Annotated in this window: 24 protein-coding genes and 1 pseudogene; 19 read left to right on the top strand and 6 right to left on the bottom strand. The window is 66.5% G+C overall.

Features of this window, described 5'->3' with window-relative positions; genetic code table 11:
* Positions 1 to 7 precede the first annotated feature (7 nt).
* From AAW00_RS14840 to AAW00_RS02570, 7 genes and pseudogenes are all read left to right on the top strand, one after another.
* Entirely contained in the window at positions 8 to 151 is a 144-nt protein-coding gene (locus AAW00_RS14840; protein WP_156169899.1) for a hypothetical protein, read from the top strand.
* A 312-nt stretch (positions 152 to 463) separates the two neighbouring features.
* Positions 464 to 571: pseudogene (locus tag AAW00_RS15495) on the top strand (DprA-like winged helix domain-containing protein); the annotation flags it as partial.
* Between the two features lie 28 nt (positions 572 to 599).
* A complete protein-coding gene (locus tag AAW00_RS02550) occupies positions 600 to 1,310 on the top strand; it encodes a hypothetical protein (protein ID WP_047002749.1) in 711 nt (236 codons plus the stop codon).
* Between the two features lie 11 nt (positions 1,311 to 1,321).
* Complete coding sequence (locus AAW00_RS02555) at positions 1,322 to 1,981, top strand: hypothetical protein (RefSeq protein ID WP_047002750.1); 660 nt, start codon at positions 1,322 to 1,324, stop codon at positions 1,979 to 1,981.
* A 66-nt stretch (positions 1,982 to 2,047) separates the two neighbouring features.
* Complete coding sequence (gene topA / locus AAW00_RS02560; protein ID WP_047002751.1) at positions 2,048 to 4,627, top strand: type I DNA topoisomerase; 2,580 nt, start codon at positions 2,048 to 2,050, stop codon at positions 4,625 to 4,627.
* A gap of 5 nt (positions 4,628 to 4,632) precedes the next feature.
* Positions 4,633 to 4,815 carry a hypothetical protein gene (locus tag AAW00_RS02565; RefSeq protein WP_047002752.1) on the top strand — a complete coding sequence of 61 codons (183 nt, stop codon included), beginning with the start codon at positions 4,633 to 4,635 and terminating at the stop codon, positions 4,813 to 4,815.
* Between the two features lie 47 nt (positions 4,816 to 4,862).
* The gene (locus AAW00_RS02570; protein WP_241461611.1) at positions 4,863 to 6,284 is read left to right on the top strand and encodes an MFS transporter; all 1,422 of its coding nucleotides are present in this window, start codon (positions 4,863 to 4,865) and stop codon (positions 6,282 to 6,284) included.
* Here AAW00_RS02570 and era read toward each other — a convergent pair.
* Genes era through lepB form a run of 3 tightly spaced genes read right to left on the bottom strand, consistent with a single transcriptional unit; the run spans position 6,281 to position 8,663 of the window.
* Positions 6,281 to 7,186, bottom strand: coding sequence for a GTPase Era (era, locus tag AAW00_RS02575; protein WP_047002753.1), 906 nt, complete (start codon positions 7,184 to 7,186; stop codon positions 6,281 to 6,283). The two genes, AAW00_RS02570 and era, sit on opposite strands and share 4 nt — an antisense overlap.
* Complete coding sequence (rnc, locus tag AAW00_RS02580) at positions 7,183 to 7,854, bottom strand: ribonuclease III (RefSeq protein WP_047002754.1); 672 nt, start codon at positions 7,852 to 7,854, stop codon at positions 7,183 to 7,185. The genes era and rnc overlap by 4 nt, the downstream gene beginning before the upstream one ends.
* Positions 7,851 to 8,663, bottom strand: a complete 813-nt coding sequence (lepB, locus tag AAW00_RS02585; protein WP_047002755.1) for a signal peptidase I — start codon at positions 8,661 to 8,663, stop codon at positions 7,851 to 7,853. The genes rnc and lepB overlap by 4 nt, the downstream gene beginning before the upstream one ends.
* Before the next feature lie 101 nt (positions 8,664 to 8,764).
* Between lepB and pgi the strand changes: the two genes are divergently transcribed.
* The 4 genes from pgi to AAW00_RS02605 all read left to right on the top strand — a co-directional run bounded on the left by pgi (position 8,765) and on the right by AAW00_RS02605 (position 13,416).
* Positions 8,765 to 10,285: a glucose-6-phosphate isomerase gene (pgi, locus tag AAW00_RS02590; RefSeq protein WP_047002756.1), complete on the top strand. Its 1,521-nt coding sequence runs from the start codon at positions 8,765 to 8,767 to the stop codon at positions 10,283 to 10,285.
* A gap of 133 nt (positions 10,286 to 10,418) precedes the next feature.
* Positions 10,419 to 11,453, top strand: coding sequence for a PAS domain-containing protein (locus AAW00_RS02595; RefSeq protein ID WP_241461612.1), 1,035 nt, complete (start codon positions 10,419 to 10,421; stop codon positions 11,451 to 11,453).
* Positions 11,450 to 11,848 carry a response regulator gene (locus AAW00_RS02600; protein ID WP_052761730.1) on the top strand — a complete coding sequence of 133 codons (399 nt, stop codon included), beginning with the start codon at positions 11,450 to 11,452 and terminating at the stop codon, positions 11,846 to 11,848. Before AAW00_RS02595 ends, AAW00_RS02600 begins: the two co-directional genes overlap by 4 nt.
* A gap of 188 nt (positions 11,849 to 12,036) precedes the next feature.
* Positions 12,037 to 13,416: a DEAD/DEAH box helicase gene (locus AAW00_RS02605; RefSeq protein ID WP_047002757.1), complete on the top strand. Its 1,380-nt coding sequence runs from the start codon at positions 12,037 to 12,039 to the stop codon at positions 13,414 to 13,416.
* 2 nt (positions 13,417 to 13,418) lie between these two features.
* Here AAW00_RS02605 and AAW00_RS02610 read toward each other — a convergent pair whose 3' ends face one another.
* Positions 13,419 to 14,420: a phosphatase PAP2 family protein gene (locus AAW00_RS02610; protein ID WP_082124886.1), complete on the bottom strand. Its 1,002-nt coding sequence runs from the start codon at positions 14,418 to 14,420 to the stop codon at positions 13,419 to 13,421.
* A gap of 103 nt (positions 14,421 to 14,523) precedes the next feature.
* Here AAW00_RS02610 and AAW00_RS02615 point away from each other — a divergent pair, with 103 nt between their 5' ends.
* The 6 genes from AAW00_RS02615 (at position 14,524) to AAW00_RS02640 (ending at position 20,776) form a co-directional block, all read left to right on the top strand.
* Positions 14,524 to 15,552, top strand: a complete 1,029-nt coding sequence (locus AAW00_RS02615) for a hypothetical protein (RefSeq protein ID WP_047002759.1) — start codon at positions 14,524 to 14,526, stop codon at positions 15,550 to 15,552.
* 65 nt (positions 15,553 to 15,617) lie between these two features.
* Entirely contained in the window at positions 15,618 to 16,991 is a 1,374-nt protein-coding gene (gorA, locus tag AAW00_RS02620) for a glutathione-disulfide reductase (RefSeq protein WP_047002760.1), read from the top strand.
* A 29-nt stretch (positions 16,992 to 17,020) separates the two neighbouring features.
* Positions 17,021 to 17,653 (top strand): hypothetical protein, encoded by a 633-nt coding sequence (locus AAW00_RS02625; protein ID WP_156169900.1) that lies wholly within the window; start codon positions 17,021 to 17,023, stop codon positions 17,651 to 17,653.
* Between the two features lie 46 nt (positions 17,654 to 17,699).
* Entirely contained in the window at positions 17,700 to 18,548 is an 849-nt protein-coding gene (locus tag AAW00_RS02630) for a hypothetical protein (protein WP_156169901.1), read from the top strand.
* Between the two features lie 63 nt (positions 18,549 to 18,611).
* On the top strand, positions 18,612 to 19,664 hold the full coding sequence (locus AAW00_RS02635) for an isoaspartyl peptidase/L-asparaginase family protein (protein WP_082124887.1): 1,053 nt from the start codon (positions 18,612 to 18,614) through the stop codon (positions 19,662 to 19,664).
* 107 nt (positions 19,665 to 19,771) lie between these two features.
* Positions 19,772 to 20,776 (top strand): glycosyltransferase, encoded by a 1,005-nt coding sequence (locus AAW00_RS02640; RefSeq protein WP_206539311.1) that lies wholly within the window; start codon positions 19,772 to 19,774, stop codon positions 20,774 to 20,776.
* On the opposite strand, the gene aroB is transcribed toward AAW00_RS02640, so the two are convergent.
* Together aroB and AAW00_RS02650 are read right to left on the bottom strand one after the other, a co-directional pair.
* On the bottom strand, positions 20,771 to 21,901 hold the full coding sequence (gene aroB / locus AAW00_RS02645; RefSeq protein ID WP_047002763.1) for a 3-dehydroquinate synthase: 1,131 nt from the start codon (positions 21,899 to 21,901) through the stop codon (positions 20,771 to 20,773). The two genes, AAW00_RS02640 and aroB, sit on opposite strands and share 6 nt — an antisense overlap.
* Complete coding sequence (locus AAW00_RS02650; RefSeq protein WP_047002764.1) at positions 21,889 to 22,467, bottom strand: shikimate kinase; 579 nt, start codon at positions 22,465 to 22,467, stop codon at positions 21,889 to 21,891. The genes aroB and AAW00_RS02650 overlap by 13 nt, the downstream gene beginning before the upstream one ends.
* 117 nt (positions 22,468 to 22,584) lie before the next feature.
* Between AAW00_RS02650 and AAW00_RS14845 the strand changes: the two genes are divergently transcribed.
* Both AAW00_RS14845 and AAW00_RS02655 read left to right on the top strand, forming a co-directional pair.
* Positions 22,585 to 22,725 carry a hypothetical protein gene (locus AAW00_RS14845; RefSeq protein WP_156169902.1) on the top strand — a complete coding sequence of 47 codons (141 nt, stop codon included), beginning with the start codon at positions 22,585 to 22,587 and terminating at the stop codon, positions 22,723 to 22,725.
* Positions 22,722 to 24,515, top strand: a complete 1,794-nt coding sequence (locus tag AAW00_RS02655; protein ID WP_047002765.1) for a hypothetical protein — start codon at positions 22,722 to 22,724, stop codon at positions 24,513 to 24,515. The genes AAW00_RS14845 and AAW00_RS02655 overlap by 4 nt, the downstream gene beginning before the upstream one ends.
* Positions 24,516 to 24,517 lie beyond the last annotated feature (2 nt).

The following is a 24,517-nucleotide window of genomic DNA, read 5'->3' on the forward strand; positions in this document are numbered from 1 at the left end:
GCAAGCGATGGAAAACCAGGTCGATGTCGGCAACATCCTGTCGCGTCTGGTTCGCGTGGTGGGCGATGCCAATCCAGCTTTGCTCCATCCATTTAACCCGTCCTGTCTTTCCGAACCCACAGACGCGCGAATCTGCTGGTCGCTCGCCTAGTCACTTGGGCCATCCATTGTCAGTCCCGAAGATTGACAGGGTTTATCAGTGACCTTACGAATTCGGCCATCTCACTTAAAAAGAGGGCCTTATGGAATGCGAAAAGAAAGAATGGTCGTCGCTCCGAGTTATCGAGGTTGACAGTGCCGAAAGCATCCAATTTGCTTTCGGGCCCTTTTTGGACGGAGGAAATCTTTCCGCAACCTCGTAAAGGCGCGAGGTTGCGCGTTTTCTGATAAGCGTCGATCCGCACCGGTTAAGGACGCGGCCCGGAACGCTCGGGCTTGGTCATGGGTGCTGAGAAATTCATTTCGAATTTGCGGGTGCAGCGCCGGGGCCGTGCAAATGGCGCTACTTGAACTTGAAATCGCCGGGCGACTGGTGCGACATGCGGGCGGGAGGGTCTCGCTGTCGCATTGAGACTCGCACAGGGATCAGGGGTCAAGCAATGGAAAACCGGGTCGATGTCGGCAACATCCTGTCGCGTCTCTTTCGCGTAGTGGGCGATGCCAATGTGCCTACCATGCTCTACACGCTCGTCATCGGGGGGCTGAGCGGAGCCGGAGCAGTATTCGGCCTCGTCGATGCCAATGCGCTCGATTACGATTTCGGCGGCGGGATGATCGTGGACGAGACGACCACGTTTGCCTCCGGCCTCTTTCAGCTTGCCGTGCTGGTGCTGGGCGTCGTCGGAACGTGGTGGTTGCTGCGCGAACAGTTGCGCTCGCAAGGGCGGTTGCGCGGGGAGGGCGGCGGTTTCTGGACCTTCCTTGGAATGTCGATCCTCGCGGTGCTCGGCATGATCGTCGGCTTCATCCTGCTGATCGTGCCCGGTATCATCCTGCTCGTCCGCTGGTCGGCGGCCAACGGCTTCGCGGTGTCGCGCGGCCTGGGCGCGGTGGAATCGCTCAAGGTGAGCTGGGAGGCCACGCGCGGGCATTCGTGGTCGATCTTCTTCGCCGGGCTGGTCCTGACCCTGGGCGCGAGTATCGTGTTCGGCGGCGCGGCCCTCGCCATGATCGCGGTGAACGATACGCTGGGCCTCATCGTCGCATCGCTGCTCGACGCCTTTTCGAATGCGCTGTCGTTCGCCTTTTCGGTCGCCGTCTTCGTGCTGGTGCACGACGACCGGGGCGAGACGGCCGACGTCTTCGCCTGATCGCGGCCGGCATGGCTTTTGTCCAGACACGCAGCGTCGACCTCGGCACCCTGCTGCAGGATACCTTTGAAGGACTGAAAGACCTCCGCCGCCAACTCGCGATTTATTTCGGTGCCTTCTTCGCCGCCGGGCTACTGGTGGACGGTGAGAACGAGATGCGCGGCCTCGTCGCCATCGCAGCGACCGGCGGCTACTTCTTCATGCAATACTGGCTTTACCAGGTGATGCTGCGCCGGGCGGGTCTGTTGCATGACGAGAAGATGCGGCTTCCCGGCTTCGTCGGCATGGCACTGTTGCTGATCCTGCCGATCCTGTTCGCATTCAACCTGTTCGTGATACCGGGCATAATCCTTGTCGCCAGGTGGATCATATCCCCCGCCGCGCTGGTGGCGGGGCCACGCAACGTCTTCCAGGCGCTGGGCGACGGGTGGCAGGCGAGCTCATCCAATACCACCGCTCTGTCGCTGGCAGTGACGGTGCTGGGCTTGATCTGGCTGGCGATCTTCGTCGTGCTGGCAGGGCTGGGCGCTGTCTTGACAGGCGGCGATGGAGGCGACGGGCTGACCTGGCTCGGCATTCACGTGTTGCCGGTGCTGCTGATGGGGCTTTCGGTCGCAGCCTATCGCAATCTCAACGACGAAACCGAAACGCTGGCGCAAGTCTTCGCTTGACGCACTACCCGCCCGCTCACCACCTTCGCGCGTACGTACACGTGTAAGGGACAGTTTTTCATCACCATGCAACTCGTCATCGTCGAATCGCCCGCCAAGGCGAAGACCATCGAGAAATACCTCGGCAAGGACTTCAAGGTCCTCGCCAGCTACGGCCACGTCCGCGACCTGCCGGCCAAGGACGGCAGCGTGCGCCCGGACGAGGACTTCGCGATGGACTGGGAGGTCTATGCCGACCAGCGCAACCGCGCGCAGGTGAAGGCCATCGCCGACGCCGCCAAGAAGGCCGACCGCCTGATCCTCGCCACCGACCCCGACCGCGAGGGGGAGGCGATCAGCTGGCACGTCATGGACCTGCTCAAGAAGCGCAAGGCGCTGCCTGCGGAGGTCGAGCGCGTGACCTTCAACGCCATCACCAAGCAGGCGGTGACCGACGCGATGAAGGCACCCCGCCAGCTCGACCAGGACCTGATCGACGCCTACCTAGGCCGCCGCGCGCTCGACTACCTCTTCGGTTTTACGCTCTCGCCCGTGCTGTGGCGCAAGCTGCCGGGCGCCAAGAGCGCAGGCCGCGTGCAGTCGGTGGCGCTGCGCCTCATCTGCGAGCGCGAGCACGAGATCGAGTTGTTCGTGCCGCAGGAATATTGGTCCGTGGTCGCCAGGATGGAGCACGACGGCAGCGAATTCGACGCGCGGCTGGTGCAGTTCGACGGCAAGAAGCTGGAGCGCCTGAGCATTGGCGACGGCACCACCGCCGAGGCGGCGAAAATGGCGGTGGAGAGCGAACGCTTCACCGTAGAGGAGGTCGAGACCAAGCCGCACAAGCGCCATCCCTCGCCGCCGTTCACGACGTCCACCTTGCAGCAGGAGGCGGCGCGAAAACTCGGCTATTCGGCCAGCCACACGATGCGGCTCGCCCAGTCGCTCTACGAGGCGGGCGCGATCACCTATATGCGGACCGACGGCGTGCAAATGGACGGGAGCGCCATTTCGGCCTGCCGTCGGGCGATCTCGGACCGGTTCGACGGACACTACTTGCCGGAAAAACCGAGGCATTACAGCACAAAGGCGAAGAATGCTCAGGAAGCGCACGAAGCCATCCGACCTACCAGCTTCACCACTGAGCGCTTCGGTTCGGGCGACGAGGCGAAGCTTTACGACCTCGTCTTCAAGCGCGCCATGGCGAGCCAGATGGAAAGCGCGCGGATGGAGCGCACGACCGTCACCCTGCGCGACCCCACCGGCAGGCACGAGTTGCGCGCGACCGGACAGGTCGTGAAGTTTCCGGGCTTTCTGGCGGTCTATTCCGAGAGCTTCGACGAGAAAAGCGACGACGAGGACGGCGGCCTGCTGCCCTTCATGAAGAGCGGCGACCTGCCGGCGAAGAAGGGTGTCGAGGCGACCCAGCACTTCACCCAGCCGCCCCCGCGCTTCTCCGAAGCGAGCCTGGTCAAGCGGCTGGAGGAACTGGGCATCGGTCGTCCCTCGACCTACGCCTCCACCATCCAGACCCTGCGCGACCGTGAATATGTGCGGATGGAGAAAAATCGTTTTTTCGCAGAGGATTCGGGGCGGCTGCTGACGGCTTTTCTCGAACGCTTCTTCCCCCGCTACGTGGCATACGACTTCACCGCCGGGATGGAGGACGAGCTTGACGAGGTTTCCGGCGGGCGCACCGAGTGGAAGCGCGTGCTCGAGGCCTTCTGGCGCGACTTCAAGCCCAAGAGCGACGAGGTCATGTTGCGCCAGCCCTCGGAGGTCACCGAGGTGCTCGACGAGTTCCTCGCTGACTATCTCTTTCCCCCGCGCGCCGACGGCCACGATCCGCGCTGGTGCCCGCTGTGCGCCGAGCAGAACCGCGAGGGCGGGGAACTGCACCTGCGCGGCGGGCGCTTCGGCGCCTTCATCGGCTGCGTGAACTATCCGGAATGCACCTTCCGCCGCAAGTTCGGCCAGCCGGGCGAGGGCGACGGCAGCGAGGATTCGGTCATGGGCACCGATTCCGAGACCGGCCTGCCCGTCGAGCGCAAGACCGGGCGTTTCGGCCCTTACATCCAGCTGGGCGAGGGCAAGGAAGCCAAGCGCGCCAGCATCCCCAAGGACCTGCCGGACTTCGACCTGGAGTGGGCCTTGAAGCTGCTGGCTCTGCCGCGCGTGGTAGGCGCGCATCCGGAGAGCGGATTGGAAATCGAAGCCGCGATAGGACGTTATGGGCCATACCTGAAGCACGACGGCAAGTATGCCAAGCTTGCCAATACGCGCGAGGTTTTCGACGTCGGCATGAACCGCGCGGTGGACCTGCTGGCCCAGGCGGGCAACCGCGGCGGGGCGAGGGCGGGCCGCGAGCCTCTCAAGGTGCTCGGCAAGACCGAGGCGGGCGACGAGGTGAAGCTGATGGAGGGCCGCTACGGCCCCTACGTCACCGACGGCACGGTGAATGCGACGCTGCCCCGCGACAAGGACAAGGATGCGCTCACGCTCGACGAGGCGCTCGTCCTCATCGCGGACAAGGCGGCCAAGGGTCCGGTGAAGAAGAAGGGCGCGCGCAAGAAGGCTCCGGCGAAGAAGAAGGCACCGGCGAAGAAGGCCGCCGCGAAGAAGCCTGCCGCCAGGAAGAAGGCTGCGGCCAAGAAGGCGGAGGGCTGAGGGCGATGGCCAAGGAACAGTTCGAACGGCACAAGCAGCCTTGGAACGGCGAGGAGGCGGGCAAGCTGCGCCTGCTCGCCGGCAAGGGCCACGGCCTGAAACAGATCGCCAAGGCGCTTAACCGCAGCGAAGAATCTACCAAGGCCTTCGCCAAGCAGCAAAAGATCGCCATCGCCAAGAAGCGCTAGCGCGCCGCCTCTCTTTCGCACTTGCACAATGGGGCGGGCGGGCACACATGGCCGCAATGCTGCGCGCCGCGTCCCTTGCCGATCCCCGCCCGCCGCAGGGCGAAAGCGAGGCGGATCGACCGGACGGCCTGCCCATGCCGCGCCGGGTCTGGGCCATCGCCGCCATCAGCTTCGGCACCGCGCTTCTGGTGCTCGACGGGGCCATCCCGACCGTCGCCCTGCCGACCATCGCGCGCGATCTCGGCGTGTCCAATGCGGCGGTCACAAACGTCATCACCGTCTACCAGCTGGTACTGGTCATGGTTTTGTTCCCCTTCGCCTCGCTCGGCGACCGGATCGGCCACCGCACACTCTATCAGTGGGGGCAGGGCGTTTTCATGGCAGCGAGCGCGGCCTGCTGGTTCGCCACCGATTTCACGCTGCTGCTGGTGCTGCGCGCGTTCCAGGCGCTGGGAGCGGGCATGGCGCTGGCGGTCTCGGCGGCTATGCTGCGGCAGATTTACCCTTCCGCCAAGCTCGGCACCGGCATGGGGATCAACTCGGTGATCGTCGCGAGCAGCGCCGCGCTGGCGCCGACGCTGGGCGGCTGGATCGTGGGCCATGCGCCGTGGCAGACGGTCTTCGTCGTGGCCGCGCCGCTCGCCGTGGTCTCGCTGCTGCTGGGCCGCGCGCTGCCCGATCCGAAGCCCCGCGACATTCCCGCCCAGTGGAAGAGCGGCCTGTGGAGCGCGCTCACCATGCTGCTGCTGGTGGGCGGGATGCAGGTCGGCACGCACGGCAACGTGCCGCTTGGGGTTGCGACCGTGCTGATGGGCGTGGCCTCAGCCGTCTGGCTGGTGAAGCGCGAAAAGGGGCGCGAGAACCCGGTGCTGCCTGTCGACCTATTGGCGAAGCCCGTGCTCGGCCTTTCGGCACTCGCCGCCATCGCCTGCTTCATCGCTTCTTCCGCGCTGATGCTGTCGCTGCCGTTCCGCTTCGAGGAGGGCATGGGCTATCCGCCCGAGACGGTGGGCATGCTGCTGCTGCCGTTCCCGTTGACCCTGCTGTTCGTCGCCCCCGCCGCGGGTTGGGCGAGCGATCGCATTGCCGCGACCAAGCTGGGCGTGGCGGGCATGGTCATCGCCGTGGCCGGAATGCTGCTGCTCGCCACCATGCCCGAACAGCCGGGCGCGTTCGCCATCGTCTGGCGACTGGCATTGGCGGCGCTCGGCTTCGGCATGTTCTTCGCCCCCAATTCCCGCCTGCTCATCGGCCGCGCCCCGCCCGAGCGCGCCGCGGCGGCGGGGGGATTGCTGAGCACCTCGCGCCTCGTCGGGCAGACGCTGGGCGCGGTGGTGGTGGGTATCCTGCTGGCGGGCGGCTTCGGCCTCGGCCCCACGCCGCTCTACGTCGCCTGCGCGCTGGCGGTGGTGGCGGCGGCGTGCAGCCTTGCGCGCTTCAGCCAGCGGGATAGCGCGGCGAACCGCTAGCGCACCCAGTCCAGCCCCATTTCTTCGTAGACCTCGCGGCTTTCGGCCCAGCGTTCGTCAACCTTCACGTGGAGGAAAAGATGGACCTTCTGACCGAGGATCTCGGCCAGTTCCTTGCGCGCCGCCTCGCCGATCTCCTTGATGCGGCGACCCTGCTTGCCGAGCACGATGGGCTTCTGGCTGTCGCGGGCGATCACGATTTGCTGGCGAATTTCCACGCTGCCGTCGGGGCGCTGTTCGTAGCTTTCGGGGCGCACGGCGGCGTCGTAAGGCAGCTCCTCGTGCAGCTGGCGATAGAGCTGCTCGCGCGTCACTTCGGCGGCGAGCAGGCGCTCGCTGGCATCGCTTACCTGGTCCTCGGGGTAGTGCCACGGCCCCTCGGGCATCATGGCGGCGAGGCGCGCCTTCAGTTGCGGCACCCCGTCGCCGGTCAGCGCGGAGACGAAGTAGACCTCTGCGAAATCGGCGATCGCGCCCAGTTCCTGCGCGAGGGCGAGCAGCGGCTCCTTGGCGCTGGCATCGACCTTGTTGAGGACGAGGATCTTGCGTTCGAGCCGGTCCTTCAGCGATTCCAGCAGCGGCATCAGCTCGTGCCGGCGCTGCTTGACGGGATCCACCACCAGCAGCACCGCGTCGGCGGCCGTCGTGCCTTCCCAGGCGGCGCTGACCATGGCGCGGTCGAGCCGCCGCCTGGGCTCGAAGATGCCGGGCGTGTCGACCAGCAGGATCTGCGTCTCGCCTTCGAGAGCGATGCCGAGCAGGCGCGCGCGGGTGGTCTGCGCCTTGGCGCTGGTGATGGCGACTTTCTGCCCGACAAGCTGGTTGACCAGCGTGGACTTGCCCGCATTGGGCGCGCCGATGACGGCAACGAGACCGCAATGCGGTGCTTTGGGCTGGCTCATCCGAACTTCTCCATGAACAGCCGCGCGGCCTCGGTCTCGGCCTCCTGCTTGCCGGGGGCGCTGGCCTCGACGCTGCCGACCTTGTGGACCATGACCTCGACGGTGAAGGTGCGCGCGTGATCGGGCCCATCGGTGCGAACGACGCGGTATTGCGGCGGGCGGCGCTGGTTGCCCGCGGCCCATTCCTGCAAGGCGCTCTTGGGATGCTTGGAGTGGCCCGCGGCGCCCTCGATCTCGCCTTTCCACATGTGGTGGATCAGGTCGCGCGTGGCGTCGAAGCCGGCTTCGAGGAAATTCGCGCCGAGCAGCGATTCCATGATGTCGCCCAGCACGTTGTCGCTGTCGTGCGCGCCGTCGTCGCGCGCCTGCTTGCCCATGCGCACGTGGGAGGAGACGCCCAATTCGCGGGCCCGCTCGGCGCAGCTGGTCTTGCTGACGAGGGCGTTGAGGCGCTGCGCCATCTTGCCCTCGGTCGAGGCACTGCGCTGGAACAGCCAGTGGGCGATGGTGAGGCCGAGCACGCGGTCGCCGAGGAATTCCAGTCGCTGGTAGTCGCGCGCCTCGCCGGTGCTGCCGTGGGTCAACGCCTCCTGCCATACGGCGGGATCGCGCACGCTGAAGCCGCTCGCTTGCAGCCAGTTGCGGGTTTCGGCCGAAAGCGCGGTCAAATTCCGCGTCCGATGCGGCTCCAGCGCACGCCGTCGTCGTAGGACCAGTACATGAAATAGGCCTCGCCCACGAGGTTGTCCTGCGGCACCAGTCCGATGCCGCCGCCTGCCTGCGCCGGGAAGCGGCTGTCCATCGAATTGTCGCGGTTGTCGCCCATCAGGAACAGCTGTCCGGGCGGCACGATCACGGGCGGGGTATCGTCCTGCGGGAAGGTGCCGAAATCGAGCGTCAGGTAGCTCTTGCCGCCGGGCAGGGTCTCGCGGAACTGCGGGAACTTGCAGGCATAGCTGCCATCTGGCTGCCGCGCGACGAAGCGGCCGCGCCCGGGTCCGCAATTACCGTCCGCTGCGATGGGCTGCACGAAATCCTCAACCCGCTCGCGCCCCACCGGCGTGCCGTTCAGGGTGAGGACGCCGCCCACCATCTGCACCGTGTCGCCGGGCACGCCGATCACGCGCTTGATGTAGTCGGTGCGGTCGATCGGGTGCTTGAAAATCACCACGTCGCCGCGCTCAGGCTGGCTGCCGAACAGGCGCCCGTCGCCCACGTCGATACCGAAGGGCAGCGAGGCGCTGGAATAGCCGTAGGGCCATTTCGCGGCCTGCAGGTAATCGCCCACCAGCAGGCGCGGCATCATGCTCTCCGACGGGATGTTGAAGCTGGTGAAGGCCAGCGTGCGGAACAGCAGGACGACGATCACCAACTTGACCAGGAAGCCGGCAAAGCTCTTCCAGTCCTCCTTCTCCTCTGCGGGCTGGGCCGCCTTGGCGGAGGGCTCTACGATCTCGCGGATGGGGGCGTCGGTCATCGCGGCAATCCATGTTGCGCCCGCCGGTTCAGGTCAAGCGCCTTTGCTTTTGCGCTTGCGAGCATCTAGCGAAGCCCGAGCCGAACCGGAAAGGACCACGAATGACCCTGACGCGCGACGAGGCCTGGAAACGCCTCGCCCTCCATCCCGATCCGACGCTGGAAGAGCTGTTTGCCAGCGATGCCGGGCGGGTGGAGAAACTGTCCGCGCGGCTGGAACTGGGCGAGGGTGCGGGCGGCGTGCTGTTCGACTGGTCGAAGACCCACCTGACCGAGGATCTGCTCGCCGACTTCGAGGCGTTGGCGGAGGCTTCGGGCTTTGCCGTTATGCGCGACCGGCTGTTCGCGGGCGAGGTCGTCAACCCCACCGAGAACCGCGCCGCCGAACACGCGGCCTTGCGGGGCGTGGGCCGCGATGCGAGCGTCGAGGAAGCGCAGGCCCTGCTGGCGCGCATGAAGATCCTTGTCGAGGCGCTGCACGAAGGGACCTTCGGCGAGGTCAAGCACCTCATCCACGTCGGCATCGGCGGCAGCGCGCTGGGGCCGGCGCTGGCGGTGGATGCGCTGGCGCGCGACCTGCCGCTGGTCGATGTCCATGTCGTCTCCAACATCGACGGCGTCGCGCTGGAAGAGGCCTTTGTCAAGTGTGACCCGGCCACGACTTTCGTCGCCGTCGCCAGCAAGACCTTCACCACCATCGAGACGATGGTCAACGCCAGCAGCGCGCTCGCCTGGTTGGAGGAGAACGGCGTCGCCGATCCATCGGGCCGCGTCATCGCGCTGACCGCCGCGCCGGAAAAGGCCGTGGAATGGGGCGTGGACGAAACCCGCGTCCTGCCTTTCGCGGAGAGCGTGGGCGGGCGATATTCCTTGTGGTCCTCGATCGGATTTCCCGTCGCGGTGGCCGTGGGTTGGGACGACTTCGCTGCCATGCTGGACGGCGCCGCCGCGGTGGACGCGCATTTCCGCGACACCGACGGGCGCGCCAACCTGCCTTTGCGCGCGGCCTTTGCCGACCTCTTCTACAACCGCATCAAGGGTGCTCAGACCCGCGCGGTGTTCGCCTACGACGAGCGGCTACGACTGCTGCCCGACTATCTGCAGCAATTGGAGATGGAATCGAACGGCAAGAGCGTCACCGTGGGCGGCGAACCGAGCGGGCCGACCGCGCCGATCACCTGGGGCGGGGTGGGGACGGACGCGCAGCACGCGGTGTTCCAGCTGCTTCACCAGGGCACGCACCTCGTGCCGATCGACTTCATCGCCAGCGTGGAGCCGGGCGACGTTCTCGATCCCGCGCATCACCAGATCCTGCTGATGAACTGTTTCGCGCAAGGCGCGGCGCTGATGGCCGGCAAGGCGAGCGACGATCCGCATCGCAGCTATCCCGGCAATCGCCCTTCCGCCACGATCCTCGTCGACGACCTCGATGCCGCCACCTTCGGCGCGCTCATCGCCTTTCACGAGCATCGCACCTTCGCCAACGCCGTGCTGATGGACATCAATCCCTTCGACCAGTTCGGCGTCGAGCTGGGCAAGGAAATCGCGAAGAAGATCGAGGCTGGCGGCGAGCGTTTCGATGCGAGCACCGAGGCCTTGTTGCGGATTGCCGGGCTATCCTGATCGCACGTCGGGGCGTTGCCTCGTCATTTTAGTAGGAACAAACCTGCGGGCGGACCATTAAGCCCGCGACGCCTCCGGACCGGATTAACATTCATTGAAGAGCGCCCCGCCTCCAAAGCCGCAGAACCAGGCGATGATGGAAAACACCGGCCCCTTCGCGGGGCCGGATGCGTTTTCGGGTGCCACCGGGCTATTATTCGAGCAGGCGATGGCGCAGACACGCATGGCTGTCTGCCTCACCGATCCGCGGCAGAAGGACGATCCCATCGTCTTCTGCAACCGCGCCTTCGAAAACCTGACCGGCTACGGCAGCGATGAGATTATCGGGCGCAATTGCCGCTTTCTCCAGGGCCCGCACACCGACCAGAAGCAGGTATCCAAGATTCGCGAAGCATTGAAGAACCAGAGCGTGGCGGTGGTCGAGCTTCTCAACTATCGCAAGGATGGCTCCAGCTTCTGGAACGCGCTGCACCTGGGCCCGATCTACGACGAGAACGGCGAGCTCAAGTATTTCTTCGGCAGCCAGTGGGACGTCAGCGAAATTCATCTCGCGCAGGCGGAGGAGCGCAACGCCAAGGCCATGGCGCGCGAGGTTTCGCATCGGCTGAAGAACGTGTTCGCCGTCATCGGCGCGATCGTGAACATCACCGGCAGATCGATGGACGCGCCGGAGGTTTCGCGAAAGATCAACCAGCGCGTGCAGGCGCTCGGCCGCAGTTACGAGCCGACGCTGGACGATGCCTTCCTCGGCACCATCGAGGTCGGGCAGGCGGTGCGCGCGGTCTTGGCACCCTACGATCCCGAAGGCGGGCGCATCATCTATCTCGGCAATGGCCTGAGGACGGAACCCAACGCCATTTCTGCCATCGGCCTGACCCTGCATGAACTGGCGACCAATTCGATCAAGTACGGCGCGCTCTCGAACGACACCGGGACCGTCGAGGTTGAATGGCGGCAAGACAACGACCGCCACCATCGCGGATCGCTTGTCGTGTGCTGGCGAGAGCGGGGCGGTCCGCCCGTGGACGGCGCGCCGGACGAAGACAATGGGACCGGCTTCCGCATCGTGGACACGCTGCTCGACCATCTCGACGGCACGCTGGAGCGCAAGTGGGAGGCCGAGGGCTTGCAGGCGGAAATACACTTCCCGATCGGCCGCGCAGGGTGAACGGGCTGACACAACTCAAGTGCGTCCTCGTTCTCGAGGACGAGCCGCTCATCGCCATGGACCTGCAATGGGCGCTGGAGGATGCCGGGATCGACGCGGTAACCGCGCGCAATTGTCCCGAGGCGATGGATGCGATCAAGAACAAGTCCGTCGACGGCGCCATTCTCGACGTGAACCTGGGCAAGGGCCAGACCTGCGAGAACGCGGCGATGGAACTGCACCGGCTGGGCCTGCCGTTCATCCTCAATACCGGCGATCTCGACCGCTCGGGCGAGCTGCTTCGTCGCATCAATGCGCCCGTGGTAGCCAAGCCGACGCCGTCGGAACTGGTGGTTGAACGCCTGCTGGCGGTCGCCGCGGAACGCGGGGCGAACCAGTCGCGCATTGACATTTAACAGCTTCGCGCCCACATGGCCGCCATCGAGGTCAGCGCCAGCGTGAAGCGGCGGGACAGACAAAGCCCGCCCCGGCAGCACCTCGGCTGATTTTCCCCAGACCTACCCTTTTCACGCGGGCGGTTTTTCAACCCCGCGATCGCGCGCCGTTCCGGCTGCGCGCCATTCGCACATATGCGAGTTACTCCATGACCAAGTTTTCCGACCTCGGGCTGAGCCAGCCCGTTCTCCAGGCCCTCGACATGAAGGGCTATTCCGACCCGACGCCGATCCAGGCGCAGGCCATCCCGCCCGTGCTCGAGGGCCGCGACCTGCTCGGCATCGCGCAGACCGGCACCGGCAAGACCGCCGCCTTCATGCTCCCCAGCATCGACAACCTGCGCCGCGCCGACAACAAGGTGCCGTTCAAGTCCTGCCGCATGCTGGTGCTCGCCCCGACGCGCGAACTGGCCGGGCAGATCGCCCAGAGCGCCAAGGATTACGGCGCGATGGCGGGCCTTTCCGTCCACTCCATCGTCGGCGGCACCAGCGTCAACAAGGATCGCAACAAGCTGCACCGCGGCTGCGACATTCTCGTCGCGACGCCCGGCCGCCTGCTCGACCTGATCGATCAGAAGGCCTTTGCACTGAACGGCGTGGAAATCCTTGTCCTCGACGAGGCGGACCAGATGCTCGACCTCGGCTTCATCCACGCGCTGCGCCGCATCAGCCAGCTCGTGCCGCAGGACCGCCAGACGCTGTTCTTCAGCGCCACCATGCCGAAGCAGATCAAGGAGCTGGTGGGCAAGTACTGCCACGATCCCGTCACCGTCAGCGTGACCCCGGCGGCCACCACGGCCGAGCGGATCGACCAGTACCTGTTCATGGTCCAGCAGGACGAGAAGCAGACCCTGCTGGAGATGATCCTGCTCGAACAGCATCCCACGCCCGGCGATTTCGAGCGCGTGCTCATCTTCACCCGCACCAAGCACGGCGCGGACCGCGTGGTGAAGCGTCTTGCCCAGCGCAACATTCCGGCCAACGCCATCCACGGCAACAAGAGCCAGCCGCAGCGCGAGCGGGCGCTCGACGAGTTCAAGCGCGCCAAGACGCCGATCCTCGTCGCCACCGATGTCGCCGCGCGCGGGATCGACATTCCGGGCGTCAGCCACGTCATCAACTTCGAGCTGCCCAACGTGCCCGAACAGTACGTCCACCGCATCGGCCGCACCGCGCGCGCCGGGGCGGACGGTGTCGCCATCGCCTTCTGTGCCGAGGACGAGCGCAGCTACCTCAAGGATATTCGCAAGCAGACCGATGCCGAGTTCGAGCGTCTGCCTCTGCCGGAGAACTTCCGCGCCGTGGTGGAAGGCGTCGGCCCGACCAAGCCCGAGCCCAAGCAGCCGCGCCAGCGCGTGCAGCCCAAGCCGCGCGGCGCCTCGGCCGAGCGGGCCAAGGCCAAGCACCCGGCGCGCAAGGGTCGTCCGCAGGGCGGCCGCAGCGGTGCCGCTGCGGGTGGGCAGGCAGAGGCAGGCGGCGGCGGCAACCGGCGTCGGCGTTCGGGCAGCCGTTCGCGCAGCAGGGGGTAGGGTCAGGCGGGCTGGCGCTTGCCAGCCCAGCCTGTGACGCCGGGCCATCGGGGTGTGGGCAATCGCTCGATCGCCCCGGCCATCCACCAGATCGGCCCGACCATCAGCGCTGACACGATTCCGTCTAGCGCATAGTGCCAGCCCAGGTGAACGGAGGCGACGAACACCGTCGCCTCGAACGCTACTGCGCACCAAGTCTGCCAGGCGTTGCCGAAGCGGTCGTGCATCATCCAGATAAGCAGCAGGTAAAGCGCATTGTGCATGGACGGCATGGCGCTGATGCCCTTTCCGAAGCCGGGCGCGCCGAAATTCTCCAACAGGTAGGCCTGCGTGCGCACTGCGGTCAGGTCGGCTGGCAGGCTGGCCGTCAAGGCCGCGAACCGAGGTTCGCCGTAAAAGTGCTGCATATAGGCAGGGCCTGCCGACGACAGTAGCGTGGCTGCCCACACCCCGATGACGAACCACGAGAGCGTAATTGCCAGCACCGCGCGCCTGCTGAACGCGCGGTCGCGGGAAAAGCAGGCCCATAGCGTCATCCCCATCGTGACCACGAGACATGGGGTGGTGTAAAAGCCGTCGAGAAACCGCGTAGCACCGGGGCCGAGCAGCATATGGCTTATTCGCCACGGATCCTGTCCGAATATTGCTGCGTCGATTCTGGCAAAGAGCGGGTCGGCGTAGAACGGCACGATGGTCGGCATGGCGACTTTGAGCACCATGTAGATTTGCATCATCAGCGCCAGCGCGACCAGAAACACGGATCCTTCCAGGAAGCGGGCGCGATTGCAGCGTATTGTCCGCAACATGGTGCGGGCGGGGTGCCGGGCACGCTTACGGGCGATCTGCATGAACAGAACTGCCACGCCGATCAGCACCAGCCACACGAGTAGCAGAGCCTGCAGCCACACCGCGCTGGCGACGTTGCGAATATCCATTTGTGGCACGGCAAGTGCCGCGAGCAAATGCAGCCCAAGAAAGCAGAGCAGGAATATGCGCGCGGCCATGCGCGCACTTGTGCGGGATTTAGGTTAATTCCCGGTTCTCGCGCAGTCGCCGCGCGACGATGCTGAGCAAAATCTTTACCATCGCTGCCCTAGCCTGCACGCCATGATCAGGACCAAGACCACGCTCGTCGTCGGCGCGGGCGCGAGCACGGAGCTGCAGTTTCCCGACGGGCGCGAGCTGCTACAGCGGATTGCCGCCAGCTTCGATTTCGCGCGGCTGGGCGGCACGCTGGAAACGCCGGACATCGCCGCGATGGCGCAGCACGTCGACCATCTCGCCAAGCAGGCAAGGGTGAAGAAGGATGCGCTGGTCGAGGCGGGGCACACCATTCGCTCGGCCGCGCGCATCTCCAGCTCGATCGACGCCATCCTCGAACAGCACGGCGACAACCCGATGGTGCTGGCGCTGGGCAAGCTGGCCATCGCCCACCACTCGCTCTCAGCCGAGGCGGCGAGCCCGCTAGGCTCCGAGCCGAAGGATCCCGGCGACCTGCCCGTGCGCGGAACGGAGAACTGGCTGTTCCAGCTCAGCCGTGCGCTGGTGAACGGCGTCCCGCGCGCGCGGGCGGAACAGGTCTTCGACAACCTCTCCATCGTCTGCTTCAATTACGATCGCGCCATCGAGCATTACCTGCCCTGGGCGCTGCACCTGGCCTTTGGCATGAGCCTGACCGACGCGCAGGCGCTGACGGGCGAGAAGCTGAAGGTCGTCCATCCCTACGGCACGCCCGGCCGGCTCGACTGGCAGAAGGGCAGTGCGCCCATCGCCGACTGGGGGCAGACCATGCCCGAGGATCTCCACGGTGTCGTGGAGCAGATCCGCACCGCGACAGAGCGCGCGAACGAGCGGTATTTCCAGCGCCAGCTCGCAACCGAGATGGCGCAGGGCAAGCGGCTGGTCTTCCTTGGCTTCGGCTTCGATGCGATGAATTCCGCCATGCTGTTCGAAACTCCGTTCGAGCATAGCCCCGACGTGCTGGTGACGCTGCCGGGTGCGAGCGAGACGCAGGCCAGCGCCGTTCACCGCCTGGTGATGCGCGGCGCAGGGCTGCGCGACGAACGCCTCGTCACTATCGAGGACCTGCGCGCCTGGCAGCTGCTGCGCGATTACGCCCCCTGGCTGGAGAGCTAGGCGAAAGCCCGGTTGCCCCGGGAGCAAGCCGCCGCCATATCCCGCTCCAGCACACAGGAGCGCTCATGGCCGCCGACACCACCGAAACCACCGACGAATACGACTTCGACCTCTTCACCATCGGCGCAGGCTCGGGCGGCGTGCGCGCCAGCCGCGTGGCCGCCGCGCACGGGGCGAAGGTCGCCGTGGCAGAGGAGCATCGCGTGGGCGGTACCTGCGTCATCCGCGGCTGCGTGCCCAAGAAGATGCTCGTCTATGGCGCGCACTTCGCCGAAGACCTGGAGGACTGCCAGAAGTTCGGCTGGGAGATCGGCGAGAAAAAGTTCGACTGGATCAAGCTGCGCGACAACGTGCTGGCCGATGTCGAGCGGCTGGAAGGCGCCTACACGCAGACGCTGGAGAACCATGAGGTCACCCTGTTTCACGAGCGGGCCGAGATCACCGGCGCGCACGAGATCACGCTGGCGAGCGGCAAGGTGGTGACGGCGAAATACATCCTCATTGCCACCGGCGCACATCCGCGAATGCCCGAGTGCCAGGGCGCGGATCTCGCCATCTCGTCGAACGAGGCGTTTCACCTCGATGCCCTTCCCAAGCGCATCGTGATCGCCGGTGGTGGCTACATCGCCAACGAGTTCGCCGGCATTTTCAACGAGTTCGGCAGCAAGGTCACCATCGTCAACCGATCCGACAAGCTGCTGCGCGGCTACGACGAATCCGTGCGCGACCGGCTGCTGCAGATCAGCGTGATGAAGGGCATCGACTTCCGCTTCAACACCACCTTCGAGTATATAAAGGAATGCCCCGACGGCGGTTTCTTCGTGAAGCTGTCCGACCATGAGGAGGAGCACGCCGACCTCGTCATGTTCGCCACCGGCCGCGTGCCGAACGTCAAGGGGCTGGGGCTGGACAAGGCCGGCGTCGAGCTGGACGATAAGGGCGCGATCAAGGTCGACCGCTTCAGCAAGACCAGCGTCGATCACATCTACGCCGTGGGCGACGTGACGGACCGGGTGCAGCTGACCCCCATCGCCATCCGCGAGGGCCAGGCCTTCGCCGATACCGTGTTCGGCAAGGGCGACCCCGTGGCGGTCGATCACGGCTGCGTACCCAGCGCAGTCTTCAGCCACCCGCCGATCGCCGCAGTCGGCATGACCGAGGGCGAGGCGCGCAACAAGCTGGGCAGCGTGAAGATCTACCTCGCCGACTTCCGCCCGATGAAGAACGTGCTCGCGGGCCGCAACGAGCGCAGCCTGATGAAGATGATCTGCGACGGCGAGAACGGCAAGATCGTGGGCATCCACATGATCGCGCCCGAAGCGCCGGAGATGATGCAGGCCGCCGCCATCGCGGTGAAGGCCGGGCTGACCAAGGCCGATTTCGACGCGACCGTGGCGATCCACCCGACCATGGCGGAGGAACTGGTGCTGATGCGGTGAGAGCGCTTCTCGCCATAGCGACCTTGTGCTTGCTCGCAGCGTGCGGCGGCGCGGATGAGGCGCCGCGGCCGCCGGTGGCCGAGCCGGTTGCAATGACGGATGCCGTGGCGGCGGCGGGGACGGGCTCCCGTTACGCGCGTCAGCAACTCGTGCAGGTGCCGGGGCGCAACGTCCTGGTCGCGGAATACGTCTTCGACGATTTCAGCCATGCGACCGAGGGCAGGCTGGACGTGTTCTACCTCGATGCCAGCGATGGCAGGGTGACCGGTGTGGAGCGTTTCGAGCGCGCACTAGAGGTCGGCGGGCAGGGCCGGCTCGGCCAATGGTCGATCGGCAACGACCTGCTCGGCGTGCCGGTAATCCGCGCGTCGGGCGGATTTACCGGACAAGGGCAAACGATCGGCTGCACCAAGCTGGTGGCGCTGATGCCGGACGGGCCGCGGCAGGTGGCATCGTTCGCCGACTATTCCAGCAATGCAGGGGCAGCCCTCGATCCTGCCGAGCTCAGTGAGATCACCGCGTCGATGGAGGGGTTCGTCCCCGGGCGGTCCTTCGAACTGCATTACACCGGTTCCGAAACGGCAACCGTGCATTTCGACTGGAACGGCGATCGCTTCGTGCCTCGCGGCGAACTTCCGCTCGGCGCGTGTGACGGCGCCTGAGCGCATTCAGCGCCGCGCAAGCGGGAGCCGGCAATGACGGCGCGTGATGAGAAAGCTTGCTCTCCTGCCTATCGTCGCGCTCGCCGCGTGCGGTGCCGGTGACGTGCCCGACGCCTCGCAAACACCTGTCGAGACGCGCAGATACGCCACGCAAATCGAAGCGCCGGTGCCCGATTATCGCCAGCTGATCCGCGACATGACGATCGTCGAGTTCTCCGACCTGCGCCGGGAAGCGACGGCCCGCGCGCCCGCCGATGCCAAGGCCGTGGGCGAGCAGTGGCTGGCGCGGCTGAACGAGCGGGGCGTGGTCGATGGCTACGGCCTCTCCGGCAAGAACGACGACGATCCCATCTCCAGCTTCAGCCTCACCTTGACGCCCGCCGACTTCGACGCCTGGGTGCGCGAGAACGGCTGGAGCGTCCCGCGCCATATCGACTGGAACTTCGTGCCCGATCTCGTCAGCCCACGCGTGAGCGATGCGGCGGCGCAGGGTATCCGCATCTGGCCCGCCAGCGAGGCGCGAACGGGTATGCAGAACCAGGCGGCCGACAGCGGGCGCATCGTGCTGCGCGACGGGTGCTTCTACCTCGACCGGCAGGGGGTGGAGACGCTCGCCTGGTTCCATGCCGAGACCGGGCTCGATGTGGACGGCGAGGGCTTTTACGTCCTCGTCAACCGCATGACCGGGCAGGTCGAAGGGCGGCTCGGCGAGACCTTCGTCTGGGCCGCGCCCAATCCGATCACGCCCGGCGGCCCGTCAATGGAGGAATTTCGCGCAGCCTGCGGTGATGGCGAGATCAGCACAGTTGGCAATCCCACCTCGACCGCGCGGATGGACGCCATGTATCCGCCCGTCCGCGCGCCCGACGCCGCGCCGCCGCCCGGTATCCACTAGGGTTGTAAAGCCCGGCCATCCGCGCCACCAAGCGGCAGACATCATGCCGAAAGGTCGCAATCCATGGCTCGCATTCCGACAATTCTCGCCTCCGCGCTCGCGCTGGCGACGCCCGCCAGCGGTACGGCGCACGAGGTGGAGCAGGCCGACTGGTCGATCGCCATCCACGGTGGCGCGGGGACGCTCAGCCGCGAAGCCATGACGCCCGAGCGCGAGGCGGAGTATACAGCCGCCCTGCAGGCTGCACTCGATGCCGGGGCCGAGGTGCTGCGCGCCGGCGGCGAGGCGCAGGACGCGATCGTCGCGGTCATCACCAAGCTGGAGGACGATCCGCTGTTCAACGCCGGACGCGGCGCGGTGCTGACCTGGGAGGGCGGGGTGTCTCTCGATGCGAGCTTCATGCGCGGCGACACGCGCGAGGCGGGCGCGGCGGCAGGCCTTTCACACGTGCGCCATCCTATCCTGCTCGCCCGCGCTATCATGGAGGACGGTCGTCACGTCTTCCTGAGCGGCGAGGGTGCGGAGGAATTCGCCGCCGACCACGGGCTTGAGCAGGTAGAGACCGAGTGGTTCATCACCCCGCGTCGCCGCGACAGCCTCGAGCAGTTCCGCGCCGCGCAGGACGATCCGCAAGTCAGCTTCAACGAGGACGAGGAGCACCGCTACGGCACCGTGGGCGCGGTGGCGCGCGACGTCCGCGGCAACCTGGCCGCGGGCACTTCGACCGGTGGCACGACCGGCAAGCGCTGGGGCCGCATCGGCGATTCCCCGGTGATCGGCGCGGGCACCTATGCCGACAACCGCGCCTGCGCCGTCAGCGCCACCGGCACGGGCGAATACTTCCTGCGCGCGGGCGTGGCGCAGGGCATCTGCGCCATGATGCGGCTTGCCGGAATGGACGCGCAGGCGGCGGCGGACCAGCTGATCGTGGAGGTCGGCGAAATGGGTGGCGACGGCGGCGTGATCGTCGTCTCGGCAACCGGCGAGACGGCTTTCAGCTTCAACACCAGCGGGATGTACCGGGGCCGGGCCGACAGCATCGGGCTAAACGAAATCGCGATCTTCACCGATACCCCGCCGGTCGACCCACCGATGCAAGCCGCTGCGGAGCATTGATGTTCAGATGCCCGCGCTGCAATGCCACATGGTACGGCCATCTCGGTTGGAGGGTGTAAAAATGTTGAAGATCGAGACTGGGAAGTAATCTGCGCGCTATGATGTCTTTGAAATCCATTTCGACACCATTGAATATTTTCTACCAAGAGCCAGATCCCGATCGTTGGCTCCCAGGGGACCGTTACGCGCGTAGGGCGCTTCGCCGGTTACTTCGTGGCCCGGCACGCCCAGGCGGGCACACGCGCGTTTTTCTCAATCTGTGCGCCGGACTTGACCGAATCGGAGTTCCCTACCGCGTCAACGATTTTGCTCATGCACGCCGCCATCCTGAGGATTTGGCCTGCGTGATCGGGAAAGCGTTTCTTCTGGAGGTTCACGAGTGGAAGAATCCGATCGTTTTGGGTCCGGCCACCTTTTCTCATCCATTCGACCAGCCTAACCTGCTTGAACGCTGGGACATCCGACGCGTCCTCGTGCCCGGGCCGTGGATGGGAACGATGTGTCAGCCGTACTGGGGCGATCGCCTGAAAGTCTGGCCTGTAGGGATCGATACGGATTCCTGGCTACCCGATACAAGTGAGCGCGACCTCGATTTCTTGGTTTATGTGAAGGTATTGTGGGACAAGGAGCAGCGCGCCGCTACTCTTGTCGAACCTCTTCTGGATAAGCTTGCGGCTCGCGGCCTCAAGTCTTCTACGATCGTCTACGGATCTTATCGGGAGGACGACTACCGGGCGCTGCTGGCACGATCGCGAGCGATGATTTTTCTTTGCGAGCACGAAACGCAAGGGATAGCCTATCAGCAGGCTCTTTCAAGCGGGGTTCCTATTCTGGCTTGGGACAGGCAAGGGGCCTGGCTTGATCCGTCCTATTATCCAGACAAGGTCGACTTTGGACCGGTTTCCAGTGTTCCTTATTTCGACGAGCGGTGTGGGGATCGGTTCGCTTCTATCGGCGATTTTGACCGGAAACTTGATATCTTCCTCGCGGCTCTCGAGACAGGAACATACGATCCGCGGTCTTATGTTCTGGAAAATCTCACGCTAGAAATTTGCGCCCGGCGTTACGTCGAAATCTTCGACGAAGTTAAGTCAGAGATGTGCGGCTCATGAAGAATTTTTAGCATCTCCTAGTGATCGCAGCTGCCCGCCGAGGAATGCGGCCACGTCGGCCATGTCCACCTCGCGGTCGAGGAAGGCCTCGCCCACGCCGCGCAGCAGGACGAAGGGCAGGGTGCCCGCGTCCATTTTCTTGTCGTGCAGCATGTGCGCGGCCAGCGCCTCGCCGCCGCATTCGATGCCGAGGGCAGCGATCTCGGTGGGCAGGCCGACGGCGCCGATGGCCCGGGCTACGCGTGCCGCGTCAAGGTTGCCGATCAGCCCGCGCCGCGCCGAATAGCGCGCCGCCAGCACCATGCCGAGCGCCACCGCCTCGCCGTGCAACAGACGTTCGGAGAAGTCCGTCTCGGCCTCCAGCGCATGACCGAAGGTGTGGCCGAGATTCAGTAGCGCGCGCGCGCCCGTGGTCTCGCGCTCGTCCTCGGCGACGATGCGCGCCTTGGCCGTGACGCTGGTGGTGACGGCGTGCGTCAGGGCGGCTTCGTCGTGCGCGATGACCTTGTCGCCATTCGCCTCGCACCAGGCGAAGAAGTCCGCATCGCCCAGGATCCCGTACTTGATGACCTCGGCATAGCCGCAGCGCATCTCGCGGTCGGGCAGGGTGGCGAGAACCTCGGTATCGGCGACGACCAGCGCGGGCTGATGGAAGGCGCCGACCAGGTTCTTGCCCGCGCCGGCGTTGATCGCCGTCTTGCCGCCCACGCTGCTGTCGACTTGGGCGAGCAGGGTGGTGGGAAGCTGGATGAAGCCGCAGCCGCGCTTCAGGATGGCGGCGGCAAAGCCCGTGAGGTCGCCGATCACGCCGCCGCCGAAGGCGATGACGTGATCGCCGCGCTCGACCTCCTCGGCCAGCAGCCATTCGACCGTGCGGGCAAGGTTCTGCCAGCTCTTCGCGCCTTCGCCGGGTTCGTGGATCAGGAACCGCGCCTCGAACCCCTCGCGCTCCAGCGCCGCGCCCAGCGCCTTGCCCCAGCGGGCGTGGACGTTGGCGTCGGTGACTACCGGCACGCGAGTCTTGCGCAGGAGCGGGCGGGCGAGCGCGCCAACCTCGCGCAGCAGGTTGCCACCGATCGCGACCTCGTAGCCGCGCCCGGCCAGTTCGACGTTCACCCCAGCCATCGGTCGAGTTTCTCCACGATGCGTCGCACGGCGACATGGTGCGGCCCGGTGTCGCTGGCCACGTGAATGTGCGCCTGTTCGTAAGCCGATCTGCGCGCCTCCTGCATGGTCGCGACCAGCTGGCGGGTATCGCCGCCTTCCAGCAACGGCCGCTTGTCGTTGCGGCTGACGCGCTCGACCAGCGTATCCGTTTCGGCGTCCAGCCAGATGGCGACGGCGTTCTCCAGAATGAGCGCGCGGGTCTCGTCGGTGACGAAGGCGCCGCCGCCGGTGGCGATGACGCTGGCCGAGCCCGCTTCTTCCATCAGCCGCGCGATCACCCGCCGCTCGCCGTCGCGGAAGTAGGCCTCGCCGAAGGTGTCGAAGATGTCGCGGATGGGCATGTTGGCCGCTTCCACGATCTCGTCGTCGGCATCGGTGAAGGCCATGTCCAGCGCGGCGGCCAGCTTGCGCCCCACGGTGGACTTGCCCACGCCCATCATCCCGACCAGCACCAGCGGCCGGTCCAGTCGCTGGCGGACGGAGCGCACGGTGGCGGCATCGGGCAGGTGCTTGGCAATGGTCATTGCCGCATGGCCTATAGATGGGCTAACCGCGCTGGCAAGGTCGCTTGCCGGGTTGTCCGGGCAAGCAGGAACAGGAAACCGCCGCGAGGTGATCGGGTCGCATGGAACTGGGTGGGCATGAATTTGGCGCGCAAGACGATACTGCTGCTGGCGCTGGCCGTGCTCGCGGGGGTGCTGGTGATCGCCTGGTACGACGGCGGGCAGCAGGAACAGCGCATGATCGTGGAGCCGGTGGCCGTGTCGGAGAGCGCGTCGTGAGGCGCACAGGCCTGTGGCTGGGCGGCGCCGCGCTGGCGCTCACCTCCACGCTGGCCCTGGCCGCCGGGCAGCAGGACGAGCAGGCGAGCCCCGCGCCCACTCCCGCGCCCACCGCCAGCACCGCGCCCGGCTCCTCGCCCGTGGTGCAGGACTTGCCCGACAGTTACCGCGCGCCCTCCGCGGGTGCCGCTCCCCGGGCGCGGCTGAACCTGCCGCCGGGCTTCCCCTCCATCGGCGAGATCCAGCGGATGGAGCCCGAGGAGCTCGACGTGCTGCTCGGCCTGCGTCCCAAGTACGACATTCCCGCCGCCGCCCGCCGCGCGGTCGAACAGGTCGGCGTGCTGTCGCAGGCCGAGGGCGGTTTCGCCGTCGGCTCGCTCGCCCGCCAGCCTGCCGGCCTGGTGCGCGCCGCGCTTGCCGCCAGCGACGGTCCGCTGGTCTCGCGCTGGGGGCATATCCTGCTGCGCCGCGCGCTCGCCAGCAGGCTCGACGCGCCCGCCGGGATGAGCCCGGTCGAATTCGCGGCGCTGCGTGCCCGCGCGCTGAACGGCATGGGGGAGGCCGCGGTCGCCCGCGCGCTGGTGCAGGACATCGACGGATCGAACTATGATCGCGCGCTGACCGATGCGGCTTTCCAGGCCTATCTCGGCACGGGCGACATCCTCGGCATGTGCCCGGTCGCGCGGTTGCAGGGCGACGTGCGCGAGGATGGCGGCTGGCAGCTGCTGAAGGCCATTTGCACCGCCTATGCCGGGGAAACGCGCAGCGCCGAACGCTCGCTCGACCGGGCGCTGGGCACCGGCGCCGCGCCGGAGATCGACGTGCGACTGGCCCAGCGTTACGCCGGTGCGGCCGGCGAGGGCGGGCGCGCCGTGAATATCGAGTGGCCCAGCGGGGAGGAGATGACGCCGTGGCGCTTCGCGCTCGCGCGCGCGCTCGGGGTGGAAATGCCTGAAGGCTTTACCGCCGAAGGGCGCAACCGCCTTGCCGATCCGCTGATCCCGGCGAGCCCGCTGACCGACCGCATCGCCGCCTCGGACGAGGCCGGTGCCAGCGGCCTGCTGTCGTCCTCGGCGATGGTCGATCTCTACTCCCAGCTCTACGCCAGCGACCGCTACGAGGAGAGCGAAAAGGCCGACGCGGTGCTGCTGCGCGATGCCTATGTCGCCAATACCGCAGCGCAGCGATTGGCTGCCATGAAGAGCCTTTGGGGCGAGGGCGGCGACTATGGCCGCACCGTCCTCACCGCCTATGCCGCGGCGCGCCTGCCGGTGAGCGACGCGATGCAGGCCGATGCCGGGCAGCTCATCGCCTCGATGCTGGCCGCCGGGCTCGATGCCAATGCCCTGCGCTGGGGCGACACGGTGGACGCGGGAAGCCTCGGCTGGGCCCTGCTCGCGCTGGCACAGCCGCAGCGCGACGGGACGGTCAGCACCGGCGCGGTGGACGACTTCATCGATGCAGACGCCAGCGCCGACAAGCGCAAGGGCGCCTTCCTCGTCGCGGGGCTCGCCGGGCTCGGCCGGCTCGATGAGGGCGATCTGGCGAGCTACGGCGAGGATTACGGCATCGACTTTACCCGTGCCAGCGCGTGGAGCCGCAAGATCGACCGCGCGGCGCAGGTGCGCAACCCGGCGCTCGTCGCGCTGCTGGCAGGGCTGGGGATGCAGGGCGAAAGCTGGGAGCGGATGACGCCGCGCCAGCTCTATCACATCGTCGCCGCGCTCAATCGCGTCGGCCTCGGCGCGGAAGCCCGGATGATCGCCGCGGAGGCGGTGGCGCGGGGCTAGCC

The organism is Aurantiacibacter luteus (assembly GCF_001010945.1).
Classification (GTDB): Bacteria; Pseudomonadota; Alphaproteobacteria; order Sphingomonadales; family Sphingomonadaceae; genus Alteraurantiacibacter; species Alteraurantiacibacter luteus.